At 41.9% G+C, this 24,467-nt stretch carries 15 protein-coding genes; 8 read left to right on the top strand and 7 right to left on the bottom strand.

The features are described from left to right. Positions 1–2: 2 nt before the first annotated feature. The 6 genes from rbbA to leuC all read right to left on the bottom strand — a co-directional run bounded on the left by rbbA (position 3) and on the right by leuC (position 10,917). The gene (rbbA, locus tag B9T19_RS07925; protein ID WP_094568142.1) at positions 3–2,753 is read right to left on the bottom strand and encodes a ribosome-associated ATPase/putative transporter RbbA; all 2,751 of its coding nucleotides are present in this window, start codon (positions 2,751–2,753) and stop codon (positions 3–5) included. Between the two features lie 107 nt (positions 2,754–2,860). Next, the gene (locus B9T19_RS07920; protein WP_094568086.1) at positions 2,861–3,964 is read right to left on the bottom strand and encodes an HlyD family secretion protein; all 1,104 of its coding nucleotides are present in this window, start codon (positions 3,962–3,964) and stop codon (positions 2,861–2,863) included. 304 nt (positions 3,965–4,268) lie between these two features. After that, complete coding sequence (locus B9T19_RS07915; protein WP_094568085.1) at positions 4,269–5,468, bottom strand: amidohydrolase; 1,200 nt, start codon at positions 5,466–5,468, stop codon at positions 4,269–4,271. Positions 5,469–5,808: 340 nt separating this feature from the next. Next, a complete protein-coding gene (gene alaS, locus B9T19_RS07910; RefSeq protein ID WP_094568084.1) occupies positions 5,809–8,415 on the bottom strand; it encodes an alanine--tRNA ligase in 2,607 nt (868 codons plus the stop codon). A 420-nt stretch (positions 8,416–8,835) separates the two neighbouring features. Then, the gene (gene leuD / locus B9T19_RS07905) at positions 8,836–9,492 is read right to left on the bottom strand and encodes a 3-isopropylmalate dehydratase small subunit (protein ID WP_094568083.1); all 657 of its coding nucleotides are present in this window, start codon (positions 9,490–9,492) and stop codon (positions 8,836–8,838) included. 18 nt (positions 9,493–9,510) lie between these two features. Further along, a complete protein-coding gene (leuC, locus tag B9T19_RS07900; RefSeq protein WP_094568082.1) occupies positions 9,511–10,917 on the bottom strand; it encodes a 3-isopropylmalate dehydratase large subunit in 1,407 nt (468 codons plus the stop codon). Between the two features lie 735 nt (positions 10,918–11,652). On the opposite strand from leuC, the gene proB reads away from it, so the two are divergent. Continuing rightward, entirely contained in the window at positions 11,653–12,801 is a 1,149-nt protein-coding gene (gene proB, locus B9T19_RS07895; protein ID WP_094568141.1) for a glutamate 5-kinase, read from the top strand. Between the two features lie 218 nt (positions 12,802–13,019). Next, positions 13,020–15,788 (top strand): preprotein translocase subunit SecA, encoded by a 2,769-nt coding sequence (secA, locus tag B9T19_RS07890; RefSeq protein ID WP_094568081.1) that lies wholly within the window; start codon positions 13,020–13,022, stop codon positions 15,786–15,788. Between the two features lie 168 nt (positions 15,789–15,956). Here secA and B9T19_RS07885 read toward each other — a convergent pair whose 3' ends face one another. After that, positions 15,957–16,859, bottom strand: a complete 903-nt coding sequence (locus tag B9T19_RS07885; RefSeq protein WP_094568080.1) for a hypothetical protein — start codon at positions 16,857–16,859, stop codon at positions 15,957–15,959. 533 nt (positions 16,860–17,392) lie between these two features. Between B9T19_RS07885 and B9T19_RS07880 the strand changes: the two genes are divergently transcribed. The 6 genes from B9T19_RS07880 to B9T19_RS07855 all read left to right on the top strand — a co-directional run bounded on the left by B9T19_RS07880 (position 17,393) and on the right by B9T19_RS07855 (position 24,253). Next, positions 17,393–18,592: an efflux RND transporter periplasmic adaptor subunit gene (locus B9T19_RS07880; RefSeq protein WP_094568079.1), complete on the top strand. Its 1,200-nt coding sequence runs from the start codon at positions 17,393–17,395 to the stop codon at positions 18,590–18,592. Further along, the gene (locus B9T19_RS07875) at positions 18,592–20,604 is read left to right on the top strand and encodes a MacB family efflux pump subunit (protein WP_094568078.1); all 2,013 of its coding nucleotides are present in this window, start codon (positions 18,592–18,594) and stop codon (positions 20,602–20,604) included. The genes B9T19_RS07880 and B9T19_RS07875 overlap by 1 nt, the downstream gene beginning before the upstream one ends. Before the next feature lie 147 nt (positions 20,605–20,751). Then, the gene (gene sdhC / locus B9T19_RS07870) at positions 20,752–21,141 is read left to right on the top strand and encodes a succinate dehydrogenase, cytochrome b556 subunit (protein ID WP_094568077.1); all 390 of its coding nucleotides are present in this window, start codon (positions 20,752–20,754) and stop codon (positions 21,139–21,141) included. A 9-nt stretch (positions 21,142–21,150) separates the two neighbouring features. Further along, positions 21,151–21,552: a succinate dehydrogenase, hydrophobic membrane anchor protein gene (sdhD, locus tag B9T19_RS07865; RefSeq protein WP_094568076.1), complete on the top strand. Its 402-nt coding sequence runs from the start codon at positions 21,151–21,153 to the stop codon at positions 21,550–21,552. 76 nt (positions 21,553–21,628) lie between these two features. Further along, positions 21,629–23,431: a succinate dehydrogenase flavoprotein subunit gene (sdhA, locus tag B9T19_RS07860; RefSeq protein WP_094568075.1), complete on the top strand. Its 1,803-nt coding sequence runs from the start codon at positions 21,629–21,631 to the stop codon at positions 23,429–23,431. 45 nt (positions 23,432–23,476) lie between these two features. Further along, positions 23,477–24,253, top strand: coding sequence for a succinate dehydrogenase iron-sulfur subunit (locus tag B9T19_RS07855; RefSeq protein WP_094568074.1), 777 nt, complete (start codon positions 23,477–23,479; stop codon positions 24,251–24,253). The last annotated feature ends 214 nt before the right edge of the window (positions 24,254–24,467 follow it).

Genomic DNA, 24,467 nt, shown 5'->3' with positions numbered 1-24,467 from the left:
GTTTAGGAATCCTGTTTTTTAAGAAGAAGGACACTACAGAGCACAATGAGAGGACCTCCAATCGCTAAAATCATCATCTCTCCTGTCAGATCGTTGAAGTAGAGTGCTTTACTGAAGATTCCGCGAGAGACTGTTAACATGTGTGATGCCGGATAGATCTCCCCAAAGAGTCGAGAGAAGCCCTCCATTGAACTGACAGGATTGATCATCCCTCCAAATTGAATTGCCGGAATCATTGTCCCAACTAAGGTGAAGAACATCGCCCCAATTTGACTGCTAGTAAAACTTGAAGCAAAGAGTCCAAAGCCCGTTGAGAAGATGGAGAAGAGCAGGGCGGCGAAGGTTAAGGAGAGTAATCCTCCTTTAATGGGTACACCAAAAACAACGATCGCCAATATCACCATAATAAAGAAATTGAGCATAGCGATGCCAATATAGGGAATCTGCTTTCCTAACAGAAACTCAAATTTTGTGACCGGCGTGACATAGAGATTAAGAATGGAGCCAAGCTCTTTTTCCCGAACAACTGAGAGGGCTGCCAACATTGCCGGAATAATAAGAAGAAGGATCGGAATGACTGCCGGGACGATCGAGACCAAACTCTTCACATCAGGATTATAGCGATAGCGCATCTCAATATTAAAATCGTTAGGGAGGCTAACACCATGATTATACTTTGCTTCCTTCTTTAACCAATCAAGATGCATTCCTTGAACATAGCCACGTATTGTCTCTGCTCTTTGAGGCATTGCACCATCGATCCAGACACCGATAGAGACGGGATGCCCTTTAGAGACATCACGTGCAAAATTGGGTGGAATCTCAATGGCTAAAGCGATATCGGCATTCCGCATGCGCCGATCGAGCTCCTCATAATCGTAAAGAGGATCTTGTTCCACAAAGTAGCGGGAGCCGGAGATATTATTCGCATAACTATTGCTGAGCGTGGTTTGATCACGATCTAAGATGGCATAAGGAAGATCCTCAACATCGAGAGTAATACCATAGCCGATTGTTGCCATTAAAATTAGAGAGCCTAAAAGTGCTAATGTTGCTCGCACCGGATCGCGCCTTAGCTCTAGCGCCTCACGCCAGGTGTAACTTAAAAGTCGCTGGAGACTGAAGCGTTTAGGAGGAGTCTCATAATCAGGTTGATCAACTGCCTCTTTCAACTCAGCCTCTGCGATATGATTATCGGGGTTATCTGCCGGAATATCATCACCAGCGCCGGCATCGATGAGATACTTAATAAAGGCTTCTTCTAAGGTCTCAGTTCCCTGTTTGACAATAAGATTTTTAGGCGTATCACTATCTAATACTTTTCCCGCATGCATCATCGACATGCGATCACATCGTAATGCTTCATTCATAAAGTGGGTAGAGATAAAGATTGTCACACCATCTTTACGGGAGAGTTCTATCAATAATCGCCAAAAATTATCGCGCGCAATCGGGTCAACCCCGGAGGTAGGTTCGTCGAGAATCAGTAGTTCAGGTTTATGAACCATTGCAACCGCAAGAGAGAGGCGCTGGCGCATACCGAGTGGGATATCATCTGGTAGCTTATTGAGAACGGAGCGAAGATCAAATCGATTGACCATTTCAGCGACTCGTTCATCGATTCGCTCTTTAGGGACATGAAAGAGCTTTGCGTGCAGTTCAAGATTTTGTAAAACCGTCAACTCACTATAAAGCGAGAAGGCTTGTGACATATATCCAACCCGTTTTCGGACATTGATATCTTCTGAGTCGATGGGATTGCCGAAGAGCCAAGCTTCCCCTTCAGTTGCCGGCAATAGACCGGTTAACATCTTCATTGTGGTGGATTTTCCACAACCATTTGAGCCTAAGAAGCCAAAAATCTCCCCCTTTTGAATCTCAAAGCTGACATTATCGACCGCGGTAAAGCTGCCAAATCGTTTAGTTAAACCTTCTGCTTTGATCGCAACAGCTGTATTCTCATCAATCGTTAAAGGGGGAACAACAACAGGTTCATAGCCGGCACGCTTCTCCTCTGGCAGAAGCTTGATAAATGCCGCCTCTAATGATTGACTCTCTGTCCGCTCGAGAAGCTCTTTGGGCGTTCCTGTGGCTAAAATCTTTCCATCATCCATCGCTAAAATCCACTCGAAACGCTCAGCTTCATCCATATAAGCTGTTGCGACAATTACGCTCATCTCTGGGCGGTCTTTGCGAATTCGGTTGATGAGATCCCAAAATTGCGCCCGTGCTAATGGGTCAACCCCTGTTGTGGGTTCATCAAGAATAAGAAGATCGGGATCATGAATTAGCGCACAACAGAGTCCTAGTTTTTGCTTCATTCCCCCTGATAGTTTCCCGGCAGGACGATCGAGGAAGTTGTAGAGTCCGGTGCTTTTAGTCAGATCATCGATACGTTCCCGGCGCTCTTTTGCATCGTGACCGAAGAGTCGTCCAAAAAATTGGAGATTCTCCTCAACTGAGAGCGTGTGATAGAGATTTTTACCTAATCCCTGTGGCATATAGGCAATTCGTGGGCAGATTCGATCACGAACCTCTTTTTGCCGCATATCGCCCCCTAATACAATCACTTCACCTGTTTGTATCGAGCGAGAGCCTGAAATTAATGAAAGGAGTGTCGATTTCCCCACTCCATCGGGCCCAATTAATCCCATCATTACGCCTTGCGGTATCTCTATGGAGAAGTGATCTAAAGCTTGATTTTCGCCATAATTAAACGAGAGATCTTTAATGGTGACGACAGTTTCTTTCATACTCATTGAAGCATCCTTAACTACAAAAGTTAATTACAGAAGATGGAGAGAAGATGATTAAGGGGATCGATCAGTTGCTTTGATCATGCACTCTACTATGGCGCTTATTATGGCGTTTCTGATGATTCAGAATAATCCTCAAAGAGGGGTCCTTGAAGGAATTTTGGCCATTTTTTATCTGGATCGATCTTGATATATGCTTCGCCCGTTACCCCTGTTTTAATATATTTTTGATAACGCTCTAACAACTCATCATCAATTTTTGCTTTAACACGATACATCAATTTTTGACGCTCATTTTGTGTCTCAACAGTTTTAGGGGTAAATTGCGCTTCTGGTGAGACAAATGTTACACGTGCAGGGATAGGGGAGTCAGGGGCAACATCGAGAAGAATCCGAACTTCTGTCCCATCCTTTTCACCCTCTACCAATTTGCCGGTATATTCAGTAGGTACAAAGAAGGTCATATAGACTTTAGAGAGGTCGAGAAGGTTTAATACTTTTCCTCCAGCACCTAAAACTTCAGATGGCTCAGCGATACGATATTGAATACGGCCACTTACAGGGGCAATAAGGTTACTCTCCTCAATATCAGATTCAACCCGTTTAACTGTTGCTTCTGCTGCAGATACTTGTGACTCTGCCGCCACAAATTGTGCCTTTGCGGCATCAATTGCTGCTTGTGCGGCTAAGACTTGCGATTCTGTTGTAGCGATCTCCGATTTTAAGACGCGGGTATAAGCTTCTTGATCATCAAGGTCCTGTTCGGTAGCGGCACCTCGTTTTACCAATGTCTGAATACGCGCTAATTTGCGCTCTGCGGCATAAAGTTTGCTCTCTACTGCGGAAACAGCTGCTTTTGCCGCAACTTTATCACTCTCTCTCGACTTGATAATCGCTTCAGCTGAATTTGCTTGATGTCTTGCTTGTTCAAGATATGCTTTAGCCTCTGAAAGTTGCGCTTCAAGAGAGCCGAGTTGCATCACCGCTAAAAGATCGCCAGCATCAACATAGTCCCCCTCATCCACTAAAATATGGTCAACACGACCGGGAAACTTGGTCGCAATATCGAGCGGCGTAACTTCAATTCGGCCATTACTCTTGATAAATCCCGCCATCTCATCACGATTTAAGAACATATTGGCAATCACAATAAGGGCGAGGATGACAACGCCGCCGATAATATATTTTTTTCGATTATTTTTTTGCATTAGAACAAACCTCAGATCTATCTAAATTATAAGAATGTGAAGCAAGGAGGAGCCCTCAATAAGCTCCTCTTCTATTATCTCTATCTCTAAATTTTAACACCCATTTTACCTTAACGGGAAAATAAAAGAGAGCCTAAAAGAATAAGGGTTGTTCAGCGAGAAGAGAGAAAACGCATAACCTGCTTATTTATAAGATTTATTCATAATATTAAGCGTAACTGCTTTTTATGTAGAAATATAATTTTAAAAGTTAAGGGTTATGTCGTAGTTATTTTTCTATTTTTCTCTCTTAATAAGCGCTTGATTAGATCTTGAGTTTACTATTTTCGTCTGAAAAGTTATAAACGACATTGATAAACATCTGTAACCCATAGATAAAGGAATCTTCATCGAGCCCAAATTGAGGATGGTGATGAGGGTAGATATAACCTTTTTCTTGATTTCCGGCACCAATAAAGGCAAAAGTAGTGGGAAGAATTTCTGAATAAGCGCTAAAATCTTCACCACAAAGGTAGGGCGGATCGGCAATCACTTTAGCTTCCCCAATCATCTCGGCAATCTTTTTAACAACTTCCGTCTTATCTGCATCATTTTTTGTAATACCATAACCGATGGTGTAATCAATTTCACAAGAGGCATCAAAATCGGCACAGCTTGAGGTAATAATTCGCTCAATCTGCTGCTTAAAGAGAGCTCGCGCTTCTGGCGTTGTTGAGCGAACACTCCCACCGATCTCTGCATATTCGGGAATCACATTGAGTCCGAGGGGATTGCCGGCACGAATATAGGTATTGCTAATCACACCTGCTTCTAAGGGGGCTAATTGCCGGGAGACAATACTCTGTAATTGGCAGACGATTTGAGAGGCAATTAAGACGGGATCGATACAGTTTTGAGGCTCTGAGGAATGTCCTCCTTTGCCGATAATTTTTGCTTTATAGATATCGGTATTTGCTGTAACTGCGCCTATTTTAAGATCGATGACGCCGGTAGGAAGCATCGACCAGAGATGATGGCCATACATAAAATCGAGCTCATCTAAAACACCTAACGCCACTATTTCTCTAGCACCACCGGGAAGAAGCTCTTCAGCATGTTGGAAGACAGCCCAAACTTCTCCTATTAATTCCTCAAAATGATCATTAAAGTAGTGGCAAGCAGCCATTAAGATTGCGGTGTGAGCATCATGACCACAAGCATGCATTTTTCCGGGATTTTTAGAGATAAAATCACAATCGATTCGCTCTTCATGAATCGGCAGGGCATCAATATCAGCTCTCAGACCAATTTTAGGACCAGGCTTCCCACTTCTAAATTTAACTAAAAGTGACGTTTTAGTCAGAGGTAGGATCTCCGCATGTTGGAGCTTGGACATCTCCTTAGCAATAAATTGACTTGTTTCAAACTCTTCAAATGAGAGTTCAGGATATTGATGGAGATGGCGACGATAGGCGATCAGTTTTGCCTCATAAGGCTTTAATGCTTCTTGAGTGATAAGTTTCATAATAGTGAACATTTCCCTTGGTAATTGCTATTTCCACATCTATCTCTATAGATGCTTTTATGGATGCTTTATGGATGTTTTTATAGCTTTTTTTTATAGATAACTTGATACATCTTATCGTGCCGTCATCATCAATACCAAATAATTTCCATTGCCCCCATTACCTCATTACCTCATTACCTCATTGCAAGAGGGATTTCCTCAGAAGGGAATGGAAGAGGTCAATTGTGAATAAAAAAACGGTGCAATATCGTGATTAGATATGCACCGTTTCTATCAGTACTTACATACAGTATTTACAGTATTTACAGTACTTTCAGTATGTAAAAGCCTTTTTTATCTATAATAACTTCTCTTTAATAAAGGTCGTTGCAACTTCAATTGCTTTTTTGATGTGTGCAGGCTCACTACCGCCGCCTGTTGCAGAATCGGGACGACCGCCCCCTTTACCACCGACTTCTTGTGCTGCTATATTGAGAAGCTCGCCGGCTTTGATGCGATTAGTCAATGCTTTGGCGACACCACTGACTAATGCTACGCGCCCATCAACTTCAGAGAGCAGAAGCGTGATTCCCGCTGTCTCTGCCTGTAAGTTATCACAAAGCTCTCTCAGTGAGCGGTTATCCGCGCCTTTAATATCGGCAACTATAACCTTGATACCATCGATTTCGATAGCGCTATTGAGAATCTCATTACGACTTGCAAAGACCAGTTTTGATTGCAACGCCGCAATCTCTTTACGCAGTGATTTAGCTTCATCAAGTGCTTGATCAACACGACTCTCAATGTGTGCATGATCTGTCTTCAAAGTTGATGCTAAGTGATGCAATGTTGCGCTTTGCTGAAGCATAATCTCAACCGCCGCTCCACCGGTTATTGCTTCAATACGGCGAACACCTGCAGCGATACCTGTTTCTTGAGTAATCTTGAAGAGACCAATATCTCCGGTTGCAGAGACATGCGTTCCACCGCAAAGCTCAATTGAGTGACCCATCTCTACCACTCGAACCACATCACCATATTTTTCACCAAAGAGCGCCATGGCCCCTTTTGCTTTAGCATCATCGATCGGCATCTCATTGATATCGATCGGTGAGTTTGCACGAATCGCTTCATTAACGAGGCGTTCAATATTTTGCAACTCATCAAAGGTGACCGGCTTATTGTGAGAAAAGTCAAAGCGAAGGCGATCATCAGTAACAAGCGATCCTTTCTGCTCGATATGATCTCCTAAAACACTCTGTAGCGCATGGTGAAGAAGGTGAGTTGCTGAGTGATTCTTTCTAATCAGATCTCGGCGAGTTTGATCCACTTTTGCCGATACAATTGATTGCTCACTAATTTCACCTGATTTAACAACACCGATATGGAGGAAGATATCTTGCTGCTTTTTCGTATCTTTAACTAAGAATTCAAAGCCGTCGCAGGAGATGATCCCTGTATCTCCTACCTGTCCACCTGCTTCTGCGTAGAAAGGGGTCTCTGTTAAAACTAAAATTGCTTCCATACCTTCTGAAACGGCAGGAACGGCTTCACCATCGACTAAAATCGTAGCGATATTACTCTCTAATTGATGACTGTGATAGCCATGGAAGATTGTCTCTTCACTATTTTGCAGATCAAGAAGACGCTCTGCACCAAAGTTGCTTGCTGCACGCGCTCGCTCTCTTTGCTCCTCCATACAGCGCTCAAATCCTGCCATATCGAGGGTTAGATTCTGTTCTCGTGCAATATCATTGGTAAGATCTACAGGGAAACCATAGGTATCGTAGAGTTTAAAGATGGTCTCGCCTTGAATAATATCACCTTTGAGTTCGGCAATATCAGCTTCAAGAAGTTTAAGCCCATGCTCTAAAGTAGTTGAGAAGCGTCTCTCCTCATCTTTAATCGTATCGATAATAAATTGCTGCTTCTCTTTGAGTTGGGGATAAGCATCACCCATTTCTGCAACTAAAGTTGGCACAATTTTGTAGAAGAAGAGTCCTTTCTGGCCTAACTTATAGCCATGACGAATCGCACGGCGGATAATGCGGCGCAATACATAGCCTCGCCCCTCATTTGAAGGGAGAATTCCATCGGCAATTAAGAAGGAGACTGAACGGATATGGTCACTCAATACTTTTAATGAACTGCTCTCTAAATCTTGTGTGCCGACCGCTTGAGCAGAGGCTTCAATCAATTTTACAAAAAGATCAATCTCATAGTTGCTATGAACATTTTGTAATATCGCAGCAATTCGCTCTAAACCCATTCCGGTATCGATCGATGGATTGGGCAATGGGTGAAGCTCACCACTCTCATCACGATTAAATTGCATAAAGACGAGGTTCCAGATCTCAATAAAGCGATCCCCATCCTCTTCAGCTGATCCTGGAGGACCTCCCCAGATATGATCACCATGGTCATAGAAAATTTCAGAGCAGGGACCACAAGGACCGGTATCGCCCATCTGCCAGAAGTTGTCAGAAGAACCATCCTCTTTATCGCCGATACGGATAATCTTTTCCGCCGGGACACCGATCACCTCGTTCCAAATTTTAAAAGCCTCATCATCGGTATGATAAACGGTGACTAATAACTTCTCTTCCGGTAATTGATAGACCTTTGTCAAAAGCTCCCAAGCATATTTGATCGCATCGAGTTTAAAGTAATCTCCAAAGCTAAAGTTTCCAAGCATCTCAAAAAAGGTATGGTGGCGAGCTGTAAAGCCGACATTTTCAAGGTCATTATGTTTACCACCGGCACGGACACATTTTTGTGAGGTCGTTGCTCGTTGATAAGGGCGTTTTTCTAACCCTAAAAAACAATCTTTAAATTGATTCATTCCCGCATTGGTAAAGAGAAGAGTCGGATCATTAGCGGGAAGAAGTGAACTCGATGCAACTTCTTGATGGCCTTTACTGACAAAGAAGTCGATAAATTTACGGCGAATTTCATTAGTCTTCATGGATTGGTTTACTTTATTTAAATAATTTAACTAGTTGGTTGATGGGGTGATTAATATATTAATATCGAATATTGATGATATTGAACTCTTTTTATTCTGAGTCTATTTTGAGTTTCATCACCCAAAATATCTAAAAATATATCCTATCAATTTTATACGGCTAACGCACTAATTGGAAATGAATTGCGCTCAATTGTTCTCTATTGAGTTTTATTGATCCCTATTGAACCCTATTGACACCTATTGAGCTCTATTGATTTTAATAACAGTAGGAGTTTGACAAAAGTGTTAGCCACAAATTAATGGTAAATGGCAATCAATCACTTACTCTTTTTGTATAAAAATGCCGGCTCTTTTATGCCGGCATCTGATTCTATGTTTCTGCTTTGATATGTCTAGCGCTATATATCTAGCTCTATATTACTCTCTGAAGAGCCAAGGCGCTTGTTCCGCTCTCTTTTTCTCATAAGCACGAATCTCATCTTGATGCTCTAGGGTAAGGCTAATATCATCAAGCCCATTGACTAAGCAGTGCTTCCGGAAAGGATCGATCTCAAAATGGAAAGGTCCGGCAAGGATCTCTTCTCCCGATTTTGCCGTGACACTCTGGTTAGGGAGGTCGATTGCAATCTCAAGCGCTTCCACGTTATCTGTAAGTTGAAAGAGTTTTTCGACCTCTTCCGATGTGAGGCGGATGGGAAGAAAGCCATTTTTAAAACAGTTATTAAAGAAGATATCGGAATAACTTGTGCTGATTACAGCGCGAAAACCGTAGTCTGTTAAAGCCCAAACCGCATGCTCTCGAGAGGAGCCACAGCCAAAGTTATCACGAGCGAGAAGGATTGTTGCTGCCTCATATTGTGGCTTATTAAGGGGGAACTCCATATTGAGAGGGCGTTGACTATTATCCATTCCCGGCGCACCACGATCAAGATAACGCCATTCATCAAAGAGGTTGGGACCAAATCCCGTTTTATAGATGCTCGTTAAAAATTGTTTGGGGATAATCGCATCGGTATCCACATTTGCACGATCAAGAGGAACAACAATTCCAGTATGGGTTACAAAAGGTTGCATATATTTGACTCCTCAATCTTAATTAAATTCTCGAACATCAACGAAATGGCCTGCAATCGCTGCCGCGGCTGCCATTGCGGGGCTCACTAGATGGGTGCGGCCATTATTACCTTGACGCCCCTCAAAATTACGGTTGGAGGTAGAAGCACAATGCTCATATGGCTCTAGTCGATCTGGGTTCATCGCAAGACACATTGAGCATCCCGGTTCACGCCACTCAAAACCCGCTTCAATAAAGATCTTATCTAAACCTTCTGCCTCTGCTTCTGCTTTGACTAAGCCAGAACCCGGAACCACCATAGCTAACTTAACATTATCAGCCTTCTTTTTACCCTTAACAATTCGTGCTGCATCGCGAATATCTTCAATTCTTGAGTTGGTGCAAGAGCCGATAAAGACCTTATCGATCTTAATCTCTTTAGGGGATTGATTCGGTTTTAAGCCCATGTAATTGAGCGCTTTCTCTATACTCTCTTTTTGTACAGAGGAGCTTGCCTTTTCAGGATCTGGAATCAACTCATTAATACCGATCACCATCTCCGGGCTTGTTCCCCAGCTCACTTGTGGTTCAATTTTTGCAGCATCGATAGTAATCACCTTATCAAAATGGGCACCTTCATCACTATGAAGCGTCTGCCAATATTGAACGGCTTTCTCCCAATCGGCTCCTTTCGGCGCAAAGGGGCGATCTTTAACATACTCAATAGTTGTCTCATCGACGCCTACTAAACCGACACGAGCACCTGCTTCAATCGCCATATTACAGATCGTCATACGACCTTCCATAGAGAGATTGCGAATCGCTTCCCCGGAAAACTCAATTGCATAGCCGGTACCGCCAGCTGTACCGATCTTCCCGATAATGGCAAGAACAAGATCTTTAGCCGTCACATTAGGTTGTAACTCTCCGACAACCTCGATCTTCATTGTTTTTGATTTTTTCTGCACTAAGCAGCTTGTCGCCATGACATGCTCAACTTCACTAGTACCAATACCAAAGGCAATTGCGCCAAAAGCACCATGGGTTGCAGTATGTGAATCACCACAAACAATCGTCATTCCTGGAAGTGTTGCTCCCTGTTCAGGGCCGGCAACATGGACAATTCCTCGACGAATATCGCCGATGGGAAAATAGGCAAGATCATGCTCAGTTGCATTTTTGTGGAGTGTATCGACCTGAAGACGCGCAATGGGATCAGTAATATTATCGATATCACTTGTTGTCGGTGTATTGTGATCTGCCATTGCGACAATTGAGTTTTTGCGCCACAGCTTTCGACCTGCTTTCTCTAGCCCTTCAAATGCTTGCGCACTCGTTACCTCATGAATAATATGACGATCAATATAGAGAAGCGCCGTACCATCTTCTTCTGTTCGTACGACATGATCATCCCAAATTTTTTCGTAAAGTGTCTTTGCTGTCATCTATTTCTATCCACTATCTGCTTTAGTAAGTCATTCGCCAATCTGATTCAAATCTTATTTAAATCTTATTTTTATGGAAATTGGCCCTTTATTTATCTATTCACTGACTATTAATCATCAGTATCTAGTCATCAGTATTTAACCATCAATAATGTAACCATCAATATTTAATCACTACTATTTAATGATCGGTCCGATTTTAAGGTCGGAATGATGATTAGCTCTACATTGTTAACTCTGCACTGTTAACGCTAACATTGTCTCCACTACTTTTGCGCAATGGTCTTGCTCATTGACCCCCATATAATATCGATCCAATAGTATCGCAATACTATTGATTATGCGTTATAAACGGGCAATGAAATAATCGATCTATTTCAACGCTCTTTTGTGAAGAGTAGAAAAAGAGTCACTAGGGTATAGCATACTCTTTTAAATCGATATCGATTCCTTGTGGGAGGGGATTATAAAAAATGATCATTTTCGATCTACCGCTACAATAGCAGTAATACATTTAGATGATATTATCAAATAAATTGTGAGAGGGTGGTAGAATAGTTGCCACTTTTAATGGCTGTTTTTAATCGTCATTAGATTAGAGTTATTAGATTAAGAGCTATTAGATTAGAGAAGCATTTTAAGAGCAGAAATATAAGCGGATAGATATCGAAGCGTCCGAGTGGTGACTTGTCGTTACTATTAGGAGATATTGATTGAGAAGAGGATTTGATGGGTATGGCATCAGAAAATAATAGAAGAGAAGAGAAGCAGACTGAACAGGAGAAACAGGTTTGGGTCGTTAAGATCGGCAGCGCGATGATTACTAATGATGGGCAGGGAGTCGATCCTGAGAGGATCTATCATTGGTGCTCACAAATTAGCGCACTTCAGGCTGAAGGGATCGATGTTGTAGTTGTCTCATCGGGAGCTGTTGCAGAAGGAATGAAGCTTTTGCAGTGGGAGGAGCGACCTCAATTTCTCAATGAGTTGCAAGCTGCAGCCTCGGTCGGTCAATCTTCCTTAGTTAATGCTTGGATGAAGGGATTTAATGCCTTTGATCTTAATGTCGGGCAGATTCTTTTAACCCATGAAGATGCATCTGATCGTAAACGTTATCTTAATATTAAAAATACGATTCATACATTGATCGATTATAAAGCGATTCCCATTATTAATGAGAATGATACAGTCTCCTTTTCAGAGATTAAGTTTGGGGATAATGATACCCTCGGAGCGCTTGTTGCAAGCCTTATTGAGGCTGATGTCTATATTATCTTGACCGATCAAGAAGGGGTTTTTGAGAGTGATCCTAGAAAGAATCCTGATGCTAAGATGATTGAAGAAGCAGATGCGCATGATGAGCGATTATTAAGCATGGTAACGAGTGAAGGCGGTCGATTTGGTACCGGCGGCATGTATACCAAAATTATGGCTTCCCATATTGCGGCAACATCTGGAACAACCACCTATATTGTCAAAGGGGATCGAGAAAATGCCTTGCTTGGAATTGCAAGAGGAGAACGAATCGGGACAAAATTAAATGCCGATGGAACTCGTTTGACAGCTAAAAAACGGTGGATGCTTGGACAGAAACAGATCAAAGGACGAATTGTGATCGATGATGGTGCCGTTAAGGCGCTTTTGGAAGATGGTAAAAGTCTTCTACCGATTGGAGTCCTCTCTGTTGAAGGAGCTTTTGATCGAGGGGATATTATTCTCTGTCTTGATCAGCAAGGAGAAGAGGTAGGGCGAGGATTGACCAACTATCATGCAATGGAAGTAGAGTCGATTCTCCGCACCCCATCTCATGAAATTGTTAACAAATTGGGCTATATCATCGCCGATGAATTAATTCATCGAAATAACTGGGTTGAAACACAATAATTTACAACCATATTGATAGATAACAATTAAATTTTACGAGAATTTCAGGTACTATAGAGGGCTTGTAAATTAAACAATACCTTATCGTTAAGCCGATATTGTTATAGCACTAGAGGGCTACAGAGCTATGGAGCTATAGACTATAGACTATAGAAATATTGGTACAACAATATTTGTACAACATTACATACAACTTTTGATTTGGTTAAAGGTCTCAGATGATTAATAAATTGATCCGAAAAATATTTGGTACACGTAATGATCGCCTCATTAAGGAAGCGAGAGGTTATGTGGCGAAGGTTAACGCATTAGAAGAGCAGATGCGTGCAATGTCGGAAGAGGAGTTAAAGGGGCAGACCACGCTCTTTAAAGAGCGTTTAGCAAAGGGAGAGACTCTCGATGACCTTTTACCAGAGGCATTTGCCACAATGCGAGAAGCTTCAAGTCGAGTGATGGGAATGCGCCATTACGATGTGCAGCTTATTGGTGGTTATATGTTGCATCAAGGCCGTATTGCAGAGATGCGTACCGGGGAAGGTAAAACGTTAGTTGCAACATTGGCGGTCTACCTCAATGCATTAGCCGGCAAAGGGGTACATGTTGTAACGGTGAATGATTATCTTGCTCGCCGAGATGCGGAGTGGATGGGGAAGGTCTATAACTATTTAGGCCTCTCTGTAGGCGTTGTAGTCTCTAATCAGAGTCTTGAAGAGAAGAAGGCGGCTTATCAAGCAGATATTACCTATGCAACTAATAATGAGTTAGGGTTTGATTATCTACGCGATAATATGGTCTACGACATGAGTCAAAAAGTGCAAAGGCCCCTCTCTTTTGCGGTGATCGATGAGGTTGACTCTATCTTAATTGATGAAGCGAGAACACCGCTTATTATCTCAGGGCCGGTTGAAGGGGGAGCAGATCTCTATCATGCTGTTAATAAATTAATTCCTCATCTTCAAAAGCCAACGGAAGAGGGGCCTGTTGATTTTGAGATTAATGAGAAAGATAAACAGGTTAACTTAACAGAAGAAGGGCATCAGCATCTTGAATCACTTCTTGTTGAGGCAGGTCTCTTAAAAGAGGGAGATAGCCTCTATGATAGTAATAACCTTAAGCTCTATCATCATGTCGATAACTGTCTGCGTGCGCACTATATTTTCCAACGCGATGTTGATTATATTGTACAGAAAGGTGAGATCGTCATTGTTGATGAGCATACAGGTCGAACTTTGGCGGGACGACGCTGGTCTGATGGACTGCATCAAGCAATCGAAGTGAAAGAGGGTGTTGAAGTTAAGCCTGAAAATCAGACATTAGCCTCTATCACTTTCCAAAACTATTTCCGTATCTATGAAAAACTTGCGGGTATGACTGGTACTGCCGATACAGAAGCACCAGAATTTTTAGAGATCTATGGACTTGAAGTTGTTGTAATTCCAACGCATAAGCCGGTTCAGAGAAAGGATTACGGTGATCTAATCTATCTCACACAGAAAGAGAAATATGAAGCAATTATTAAAGATATTCTCGACTGTTATGAGCGTAAACAGCCTGTATTAGTGGGGACAGCTTCGGTTGAGGTTTCGGAATTGATCTCTGATCTTCTCAAAAAGCAGAATATTCCTCATGAAGTACTCAATGCTAAGCAACATGAGAGAGAAGCATACGTTGTTGGTAGAGCGGGTATTCCAGGAGCAATTACAATTGCGACTAACATGGCCGGTCGTGGAACAGACATTGTTCTAGGCGGAAATGTTAAGTTAGAAGAGCAACTCTTCTTAGAATCTAACCCAAATGCTACAGAGAAAGATCTTGAAGAGCTTAGAGCGAGAGCAAAAGAGCGTCAAGAAGAGGTGCTAGCATTAGGCGGCTTACATATTATCGGGACAGAGCGTCATGAGTCTCGCCGAATAGATAATCAGCTTCGTGGTCGTGCCGGACGACAGGGGGATGTCGGATCTTCTCGCTTCTATCTCTCACTTGATGACCATTTAATGCGTATCTTTATGAATCCTAAGATGCGTAATTTGATGGCGAGCTTAGGGATGGGGAATGGTGAAGCACTAGAGCATCGCATGATTACACGTTCTATTGAAAATGCACAACGTAAGGTTGAAGGTCACAACTTCGATATCCGTAAAAATCTTTTACAATATGATGATATTGCTAATGATCAACGTAAGATCATCTACCAACAGCGTGATGATATTCTTCGTGCAGATGATATCACCAACGCAATTAATATGATGCGTGAGCAGGTCTTTGGTGATCTAGTCGAGAAATATATCCCCCCTCAAAGTTATGCTGAACAGTGGGATCTTGCAGGATTGATGGATGTTCTTAAAAATGAATTTAGAATTGAGATCGATTTTGAAAAAGCGCTTAAAGAGAATCCCAACTTAACAGAAGAGGAGATCTATAACGCGATTATCGCCGAGAGTGAGCGTCAATATGCCGAGAAGAAGCAACAGGCGAATGCAGATGTTGATCCTTCCCAATTTAGACGTTTTGAGAAATCAGTCTTACTTGAAGTGCTCGATAGCCAATGGAAAGAGCATCTTGCAGCGATGGATTATCTTCGTCAAGGTATTCAGCTTCGCGCTTATGGCCAACGCCGTCCTGAACAGGAGTATAAGCGTGAATCCTTTATTCTCTTCGAAGCGATGTTAGAGCAAATTCACTACAAAACGATCCGTTTCTTAAGCAATATTGTGATCCGTGTAGAGACTCCAGAAGAGCTCTCAGAAGCACTATCAGCTCCAGAGAAATCAGAGAAGAAGGTGATTGAAGGTTCTGTGACAAATGCCGCTGATGTAGAGCGTTTAATCGATGAGATCGGAAATATTAGCGAAGAGAATATTGCAGAGACTGAAGCTGAGATTAAGGCTGATATCGATTCCGGGGCTTTTGCTCAGGTAGGCCGAAATGAGCCATGCCCATGTGGATCGGGTAAGCGTTATAAAGATTGTCATGGTAAGATCTCTTAAATTGAGAAATTACCAATGAGATTGCCAATAGCATGATAGAAGAAGACCTTGCAATTTAAACTGCAAGGTCTTTTTTATTATCTGAAATAGATTTAAATTGATCTTAAATGGATCTAAATACAAGACTTCTTTAAATCATAAATCATAAATCATAAATCATAAATCACATTAAAGCGCTTTAATATGTGTCGTAAGTTGTGCTCTAGCACTATCGACAGTTAAAGGCTCTTTAAAGAAATCCGGATTCATCACCTCAATTTTACTGTAGGGAATTTTATGCATCTTAAAGAGATGCTCAAGGCGATCTGTTGTCAATGCATAAGTTTTGTAGTCCTGTAGATAATCTTTCATCGCTTCATCGTAGATCGATGGGTGTGCAACATAGAGTGCAACTTCATCGAGCTTCCAATAGAGGATATGCCCACTTCCTAATTGATTGAGTTTCTCTGTCTGATCAAAGATAACCGCTTGCATAATCTCCCAGAGTTCTTCTAATCCAATTTGAATCAGTTGGGACGCAAAAAGACCATTGAGATCCGCTAAGGTCACGATAGACATATTGAGAATATCTTGCGCAAATGCATTTTGGAAATCGTTTACAATCGCCCCATTCAGATGGGCTTTTGTAATTAATTCAGTCTCCATTTTCTCAATAAAATCTGCCGCCTCTGGGGTATCCGGCATTACGACAGTAAAGGGGAGAACCTCTAGAACATCGGCAAATTCACTCAATTCTTTATTGAAATGAAAGACTTCAAATTGCTCTTCTGCCGTGCCGATACCGATAATAGAGGGCTTAAAGTTTTTCTCTCTAAAATGAATTTTAGAAAGCTCAAAGAGCTGTGTATAGATAGGGAATCCAGGTCTTATGATTTGATGGAGATGGTAGATTGAACCAACACCGATAAGACCGAAGTTTTGAATCTCCGGGAAATGGCTCGCAATATTTTGCCCAACACTCTGAAGAAGTTCAGTCGCGGCCTCTTTATCGAGGTAGAGTGCCTGATCTTCTGCTTTGGAAGTATGTTGAATGACCACTGCAAGATCAATTGTACGAAGTCTGTTATCCATAATATCCTTGCTAATATAAAAAATTAATTTCTTATTGTACGACCGACTAAGGGGGAAAAGCAAAGGATCTGCTCAATAAAGGGGAATTTGTACTTAAGATCTTTCAACTAGAGGCTTTCAAGCGAAGAGGGAGCGGAGCATCGATAAGATTGATGATCAAGGCTTATGAAATAAGACTATAAATGCACCATATTAAATGTACTCTATTAAATGCATTATATCTATACACTCTATATTTAGATATATTGTGTATAGTGGATCTTACTATGATAATTTTACGATGCGGTAGTAGAGAAAAATAGAGAACAGAGAATAGTAGAGAGATGCGAAGATCCTCCATTGATCTCTATTACTCTCTATTATTCTCTATTAATCTATTAAATCTCCATTAATCTCGAGATTCGTTGTACTATTTCATTGTACTAATTTGTACTAATATTAGATTGTTGATGATTGATTGTATCACTATCGACATTTCGCCTGATCACTCGATGCAATCACTCTTCTAAGATGGAAATAACAAAATAATTACTATGAAAAAATATCGAAAATACCTTATCGGTGCGTTTCTGATTCTTCTTGCTCTCTCTGCTTATCTCTATTTTGCACCAGAAAAACGAGTTGCCTATCTCACAACAGCTGTTGAGCGAGGGGATCTAGAGGTGAGTATTTTAGCTTATGGCAAAATGGAAGCATCTGATCAGATTGATGTGGGAGCGCAAGTCTCAGGACAGATCAAAAAGATGTATGTGAAATTGGGCGATCGGGTAGCGCGAGGCGATCTCTTAGTTGAGATTGATGACCTTCCACAACAAAATGCAGTCAAAGATAGTGAGGCTCGCTTAAAAAATATGATCGCTTCCAAAGCGGCTAAAGAGGCACAACTTCTCAATGCTCGAATCAATTTGGAGAGACAACAGAAATTGATCCGAAATGGTGCGACCACTCAAAATGAGCTTGATCAGGCAGAGGCTACTTTGAAGGTTTTAGATGCGGAAGTTGATGCTCTCATTGCACAGATAGCGCAGGCGCAAATAGCCCTTGATACTGCTGAGCTTAATCTCGATTACACAAAGATCACCTCACCTATTGATGGAATGGTTGTTGCGACCGTTGTTAAAGAGGGACAGACAGTTAACTCGACCCAGACCGCACCGACGATCGTTAAAGTTGCAGATCTTTCGACAATGACCATAAAAGCGCAAATCTCAGAAGCAGATGTTACGAAACTTCATCCTGGCATGAAAGCTTACTTCACAATCTTAGGAGAGCCTCATCAACGCTATGAAGCTGTATTACGTCAGATCGAGCCGGCAACAGAATCCTTTCAAACAACCATTGGTAATGTTGTTACCAATTTTAATGAGGCGGTCTACTATAATGGATTGTTTGATGTAGAGAACCTCAATAATCTCTTCTATATCGGTATGTCGACGCAAGTGCATATTATTTTGGAAGAGAAAGAGAATGTTTTGATGATCCCTATGGCGGCACTTCGCTTTAAGCCATCAACAATGCCGGCGGTAACCGCGGCAAAAGGGGAGCGAGTAGTCTGGGTCTTAGAAGATCAAGAGAGTGGAAAAATAGCTCCTAGGATGATCAAGGTTGGTCTTTCAAATAGCATTGCTGTTGAGGTTATCTCGGGATTAGAAGAGGGAGAGGCAATTATTACAGCAGAATCGACAGGTTACAATAATGCCGGCAGTATGGGAATGATGGGAAGAAGACGATAATGGGAAAAGAATCTTTGAGCCGACCGATCGGATCGCCACTCATTGAGTTGAAGGATCTTCGACGCTCCTTTCAATCGGGCGATCTCTCTGTTGAGGTTTTAAAAGGAATCACACTCTCAATTGAAGAGGGTGAGTTTATCGCGATTATGGGTGCTTCAGGTTCAGGAAAATCGACCTTGATGAATATTATAGGGGGATTAGATTATCTCTCTGCCGGGAGTTATCATTTTAAAGGGAGAGATATAGCGCACTATAGTGATGATGAACTTGCTGAGCTTCGCAGGGAGCATTTCGGCTTTATCTTTCAGCGTTACCACCTTCTTAATAGTTTAACTGCTAAAGGAAATGTTGAGATGCCGGCGATCTATTCGGGAATGCCGGGGTCGCTCCGCCATCAACGGGCAGAAGAGTTATTAACGCAATTAGGGCTCTCAGAGCGAGTCAATTACTATCCAACCCAACTTTCAGGTGGGCAACAACAGAGAGTCAGTATTGCGCGAGCTTTAATGAATGGGGGAGAGATTATCCTTGCAGATGAACCAACAGGCGCATTAGATAGCGAAAGTGGCGCGGCAGTTTTGGGGATTTTAAAAGATTTAAATCGTGCAGGACACACCATAATTATGGTGACGCATGATCCTGATGTCGCAAGTCATGCAGATCGTATTATCGAGATTAAAGATGGGTTGATTATTGGTGATGAGCGACAAATTTCCGCCCAAGATATTGCTCAAAATAATGCAGAATCGGAGAGTAAGGCGACTCAAAAAGAGCAGAAGAGCTGGAAGCGAGCTTCGGGGCTCTCCCATCTTGGGCTGCGTATCAGTAATGCCTTTAAGATGGCGATTCTCTCGATGTTGATGCAGAGACTTCGAACATTTTTAACGATGCTTGGGATTATTATAGGGATTGCCGCCGTTGTACTGGTGATCGCATTAGGTCGAGGATCGACAGATCAGATTATTGCAGATATTCGTCAGATGGGGACAAACACACTAACGGTCTATCCCGGCACAGGCTTTGGAGATCGGCGCTCTCAAAGCGTACAATCACTACGTCCTGCGGATGTGGAAGCGTTAAAGAAACTCTCCTTTGTGCATAGTGTTACTCCTGTAGTCTCCACTGTTGTCGAAGCTCGCTATGGTAATCAATCAGCGATTAATACCCAGATTCAGGGAGTGGGCGCACAATTTTTTGATGTGCAAGGCTATGAGGTTACAGAAGGAATTGCTTTTGATGAGGAGAGTGAAGCAGCGCTTGCGTTAGAAGCGGTCATTGATGAAAATAGTGTTAAAACCTTCTTTAATGAAGGGAAAAGCCCCATTGGTGAGGTGATCATTATAGGACAATTACCTGTCCGTGTGATCGGTGTTGCAACATCGAAGTCTCAAGGAATGTTTAGTAGTGATACTATGACGATCTGGATTCCCTACTCAAGTGCTATGCATCGCCTAACAGGGGGAACATCTTTTAGAAATATCACCGTAAGAGTCGATGATAATGTCAATATGGCATTGGCAGAGAATAGTATTACTGATCTATTGATGGATCTACATGGAAAAAAGGATTTCTTTATCTATAACGCAGATGCAATCAAGGAGATGGTAGAGTCAACAACGTTAATTATGCGGATTTTAGTCACAGCAATTGCGTTGATCTCATTACTTGTTGGAGGGATAGGTGTTATGAATATTCTTTTAGTCTCTGTTGCTGAGAGAACAAAAGAGATCGGGATGCGAATGGCAGTAGGCGCCCGTAAAAGTGATATATCTCAACAGTTCTTGATTGAATCGGTGTTAGTCTGCCTTATTGGAGGAGTAGTCGGTGTTGCTTTAGCACTCTCGACAGGGTTTATATTAAAACAACTAGGAGGAATGATCCCATTAAGCTTTTCGCTACCCTCAATTATCTTCTCTTTTATCGCTGCATTTTTAATCGGGATTCTCTTTGGATTCTTCCCGGCGAAAAAGGCAGCAGAGCTCGCGCCTATAGAAGCATTAGAGCGTTCCTAAGCTGAATCTATCAGCAATATGCGCAATATCTCAACAATATCTCACCTATTTATGAATGGGAGATTGAAATATTTGTCATAACTTGGCAAACTGATGCAACTTAGGTTTAATCTGTATGTCTTATTTTTTATTAATTGGAGTCTATCTATGAGTCAAAATAAACGGCCTTTATCGCCATTTATGCTCGGTAGCGGATACAAATGGCAAGTTACCTCGGTAATGAGTATTTTGCATCGTGCCTCGGGCGTTGCGTTGGTGTTAGTTCTACTAGTCATTGGTGCTTGGTTGGCGAGCTTAGCTGCTGGTCCAAGTGCATTTGCGACAATGACCGCTTTCTTAAAAAACCCTTTTGTTGTGCTCCTTGTGATCCTTGGAACATTTGCAGCTTGCTACCATTTCTGTAATGGTATTCGTCATCTCTTTTGGGATGCCGGGAAAGGTGTCGATATCGAATCAGCTAAGAAGAGTGCAAAAATCGTACAGATCGCTGCGCCTGTTTTGGCGGTTCTTATTCTTATTGTTGGTTTTGCAGCGTAGGGAAGAGTTATGAAAAAATATCAAACCCCACTAGGTCGAGTTAAAGGTTTAGGATCAGCTCATTCTGGTTCTGTCTCTTGGTTAGCACAGAAAGTCTCTGCTGTTGTATTAGCATTGCTCTTTCTCTGGTTCGCATTCTCATTTGCTAGCCTATATGGTAAAAGCTTTGAAGAGGTACTATTCTGGGTGGGAACTCCGATGAATACCATTCTTTTGGTTGTTTTAGTTGTTGCAGGAATTTATCACGCTATTTTAGGCCTTCAAGTTCTTATCGAGGACTATGTCAGTAAGACCTGTCAGCGCATTGTTATCTTAAGTGCGATGCGTGTCATCTTATCTGTAATTGGTATTGCAATTGTCTGGGCGATTATCCGTGTTGGATTTATCGTTAGCACTATGATGATGCACTAATATGTAGAATATATAGAAAAACATGTAGAAATTTGTAGAAATTTTACAGAATTAATAATTCTCGGAGTTTTAATCGATGAGTAACTTAAAAGAGTATAAAGATTATAAGATTCATGAGCATGTCTATGACGTTGTTGTTGTAGGTGCAGGTGGCGCAGGTCTTCGTGCAACGCTCGGAATGGCAGAAAAAGGTTTAAAAACCGCTTGTGTTACAAAAGTATTCCCAACTCGTTCACATACAGTAGCAGCGCAAGGTGGTGTTTCTGCTGCACTTGGTAACATGGGTGAAGATGATTGGCGCTGGCATATGTATGACACAGTAAAAGGTTCTGACTGGTTAGGTGACCAAGATGCAATCGAATATATGTGTCGTGAAGCGATCCCTGCGATTTTAGAATTGGAGCATTATGGCCTTCCATTCTCTCGTACAGAAGAGGGTAAAATCTATCAGCGTCCATTTGGTGGAATGACTACAAACTTTGGTGAAGGTCAAGCGCAGAGAACTTGTGCTGCCGCAGATAGAACAGGGCATGCGATGCTCCATACACTCTATCAGCAATCACTCAAACACAATGCTGAGTTCTATATCGAATATTTCGCTATCGATCTTTTAATGGATGAGGGCGAATGTCGTGGTGTTGTTGCTTGGGACTTAGCAGATGGCTCAATGCATGTATTCCGCGCACAGATGGTAGTATTAGCAACGGGTGGTTATGGTCGTGCATACTTCTCGGCAACATCAGCACACACCTGTACAGGTGATGGTAACGGAATGGTTGCTCGTGCAGGATTACCATTACAAGATATGGAATTTGTTCAATTCCACCCAACCGGTATCTATGGTGCAGGTTGCTTAATTACAGAAGGTGTTCGTGGTGAGGGTGGTTATTTAACCAACTCTAATGGCGAACGTTTCATGGAGCGCTATGCCCCTAACGCTAAGGACTTAGCATCTCGTGACGTTGTTTCTCGCTCTATGTTGATTGAGATTCGTGAAGGTCGCGGTGTCGGTCCTAAGAAAGATCATATCTTCCTTCACCTTGAGCATTTAGGCCCTGAAGTTATCGAAGAGCGTCTCCCAAGTATTGCTGAGAGTGCAAGAATCTTCGCTGACGTCGATGTTCGTAAAGAGCCGATTCCTGTTATTCCAACAGTTCACTACAACATGGGTGGTGTGCCAACAAACTACCATGGTGAAGTTGTTACTTTAAGAGATGGAGATCCTGATGCAGTGGTTCCTGGCCTTATGGCAATTGGTGAAGCTGCGTGCGTATCAGTACATGGTGCTAACCGTTTAGGTTCAAACTCCCTTTTAGACTTAGTTGTCTTTGGTCGTGCTGCGGCTAACCGTGCTGCGGAAATTTTGAAAGCAGGTGCTGCGCATAAGCCATTAGATGATCAAAAAGTGATCGATATCTTAGATCGTTTTGATAAAATTCGTCACGCTGATGGCAGTATCTCAACTGCTGAATTACGCGATAAGATGCAGCGCGCAATGCAGGAAGATGTTGCTGTATTCCGTATGCAAGAGACGCTTGAAGATGGTGTAAGACGTGTTGATGAAGCTTTCAAACAGTTTGCTGATATTAAAGTTCACGACAGAAGTCTTATCTGGAACTCAGATTTAGTCGAGACTCTTGAATTATCTAACCTTTTAATCTGTGCAGTTGCAACAGTAAAATCTGCAATTAATCGTACAGAATCACGTGGAGCGCATGCTCGTGAAGATTATCCTCATCGTGATGATGTTAATTGGATGAAACACACTTATGCATGGGTTGATGAAAATGGGGATGTGAAGATCGATTATCGTCCTGTTCACACCTATACGCTCACTGATGAAGTAGCTTACATTGAACCTAAAGAACGTACTTACTAATAGCAACAGATTAGTAAAGAAAGGTTAAATAGAAAGGAAAAGATTATGGCTGAATTTAAATTACCCGCAAATTCGGTTGTTAAAGAAGGTAAGTTCTTTAAAAACGAAAATGCGACCAATAAAAGAGTCTTCAAAGTATATCGTTGGAATCCCGATACAGGTGAGAACCCACGTTATGATCGTTATGAAGTGGATTTAGATGCTTGTGGTCCAATGATTTTGGATGCATTACTCTTAATCAAAAACACAATGGATCCTACATTAACGCTTCGTCGTTCATGCCGTGAAGGTGTGTGTGGTTCTTGCGCAATGAATATTGATGGTACTAATACGCTTGCATGTACAAAGGCAATTAGCTCTGTTAAAGATGGCGAAGTGACCATCAATCCATTACCGCATATGCATGTTGTTAAGGACTTAGTTCCAGATTTAACACATTTCTATGCGCAATATGCATCGATTAAACCATGGTTGCAGACAGATACAGCGACACCACCACGCGAGCGATTACAATCAATCGATGAGCGTCGTAAGCTTGATGGTTACTATGAGTGTATCCTCTGTGCATCATGTTCTACCTCATGCCCGAGCTACTGGTGGAACTCGGATAAATATCTTGGTCCTGCAGTATTACTTCAGGCATATCGCTTTATCTCTGACTCACGTGATGAGTACAAAGGGGAGCGTCTTGATATGTTAGAAGATCCATTTAAGCTCTATCGTTGTCATACAATCATGAACTGTACCAATACCTGTCCGAAAGGCTTGAATCCTGCAAAAGCGATTGCAGAGATTAAGAAGTTAATGGTTGCAAGACACTAATAATGATAGAGGATGATGAAGGTGTGAAATTGAAACACCTCCATTAAAAGCGTAAGCAAAATAGAAGTGCCGATCATTTAATCGGCACTTTTTTTATCGCTTTTTTATTACACTATCTACACTATCTGTTATTAAGTTATTAGTTATTAGTTATTTGTTGTTTACCATTTACCATTGATTATGATAATGAGTATTCAGCTTGATCTTAAATAAT

It is taken from the genome of Ignatzschineria sp. F8392 (assembly GCF_002252045.1).
Lineage (GTDB): Bacteria > Pseudomonadota > Gammaproteobacteria > Cardiobacteriales > Wohlfahrtiimonadaceae > Ignatzschineria.
This window is presented reverse-complemented; position numbering and strand designations above follow the sequence as displayed.

Coding starts and splice junctions, on each gene's coding strand:
- rbbA (WP_094568142.1), bottom strand. CDS start 2,753: ATGAAAGAAACTGTCGTCACCATTAAAGATCTCTCGTTTAATTATGGC.
- B9T19_RS07920 (WP_094568086.1), bottom strand. CDS start 3,964: ATGCAAAAAAATAATCGAAAAAAATATATTATCGGCGGCGTTGTCATC.
- B9T19_RS07915 (WP_094568085.1), bottom strand. CDS start 5,468: ATGAAACTTATCACTCAAGAAGCATTAAAGCCTTATGAGGCAAAACTG.
- alaS (WP_094568084.1), bottom strand. CDS start 8,415: ATGAAGACTAATGAAATTCGCCGTAAATTTATCGACTTCTTTGTCAGT.
- leuD (WP_094568083.1), bottom strand. CDS start 9,492: ATGCAACCTTTTGTAACCCATACTGGAATTGTTGTTCCTCTTGATCGT.
- leuC (WP_094568082.1), bottom strand. CDS start 10,917: ATGACAGCAAAGACACTTTACGAAAAAATTTGGGATGATCATGTCGTA.
- proB (WP_094568141.1), top strand. CDS start 11,653: ATGGCATCAGAAAATAATAGAAGAGAAGAGAAGCAGACTGAACAGGAG.
- secA (WP_094568081.1), top strand. CDS start 13,020: ATGATTAATAAATTGATCCGAAAAATATTTGGTACACGTAATGATCGC.
- B9T19_RS07885 (WP_094568080.1), bottom strand. CDS start 16,859: ATGGATAACAGACTTCGTACAATTGATCTTGCAGTGGTCATTCAACAT.
- B9T19_RS07880 (WP_094568079.1), top strand. CDS start 17,393: ATGAAAAAATATCGAAAATACCTTATCGGTGCGTTTCTGATTCTTCTT.
- B9T19_RS07875 (WP_094568078.1), top strand. CDS start 18,592: ATGGGAAAAGAATCTTTGAGCCGACCGATCGGATCGCCACTCATTGAG.
- sdhC (WP_094568077.1), top strand. CDS start 20,752: ATGAGTCAAAATAAACGGCCTTTATCGCCATTTATGCTCGGTAGCGGA.
- sdhD (WP_094568076.1), top strand. CDS start 21,151: ATGAAAAAATATCAAACCCCACTAGGTCGAGTTAAAGGTTTAGGATCA.
- sdhA (WP_094568075.1), top strand. CDS start 21,629: ATGAGTAACTTAAAAGAGTATAAAGATTATAAGATTCATGAGCATGTC.
- B9T19_RS07855 (WP_094568074.1), top strand. CDS start 23,477: ATGGCTGAATTTAAATTACCCGCAAATTCGGTTGTTAAAGAAGGTAAG.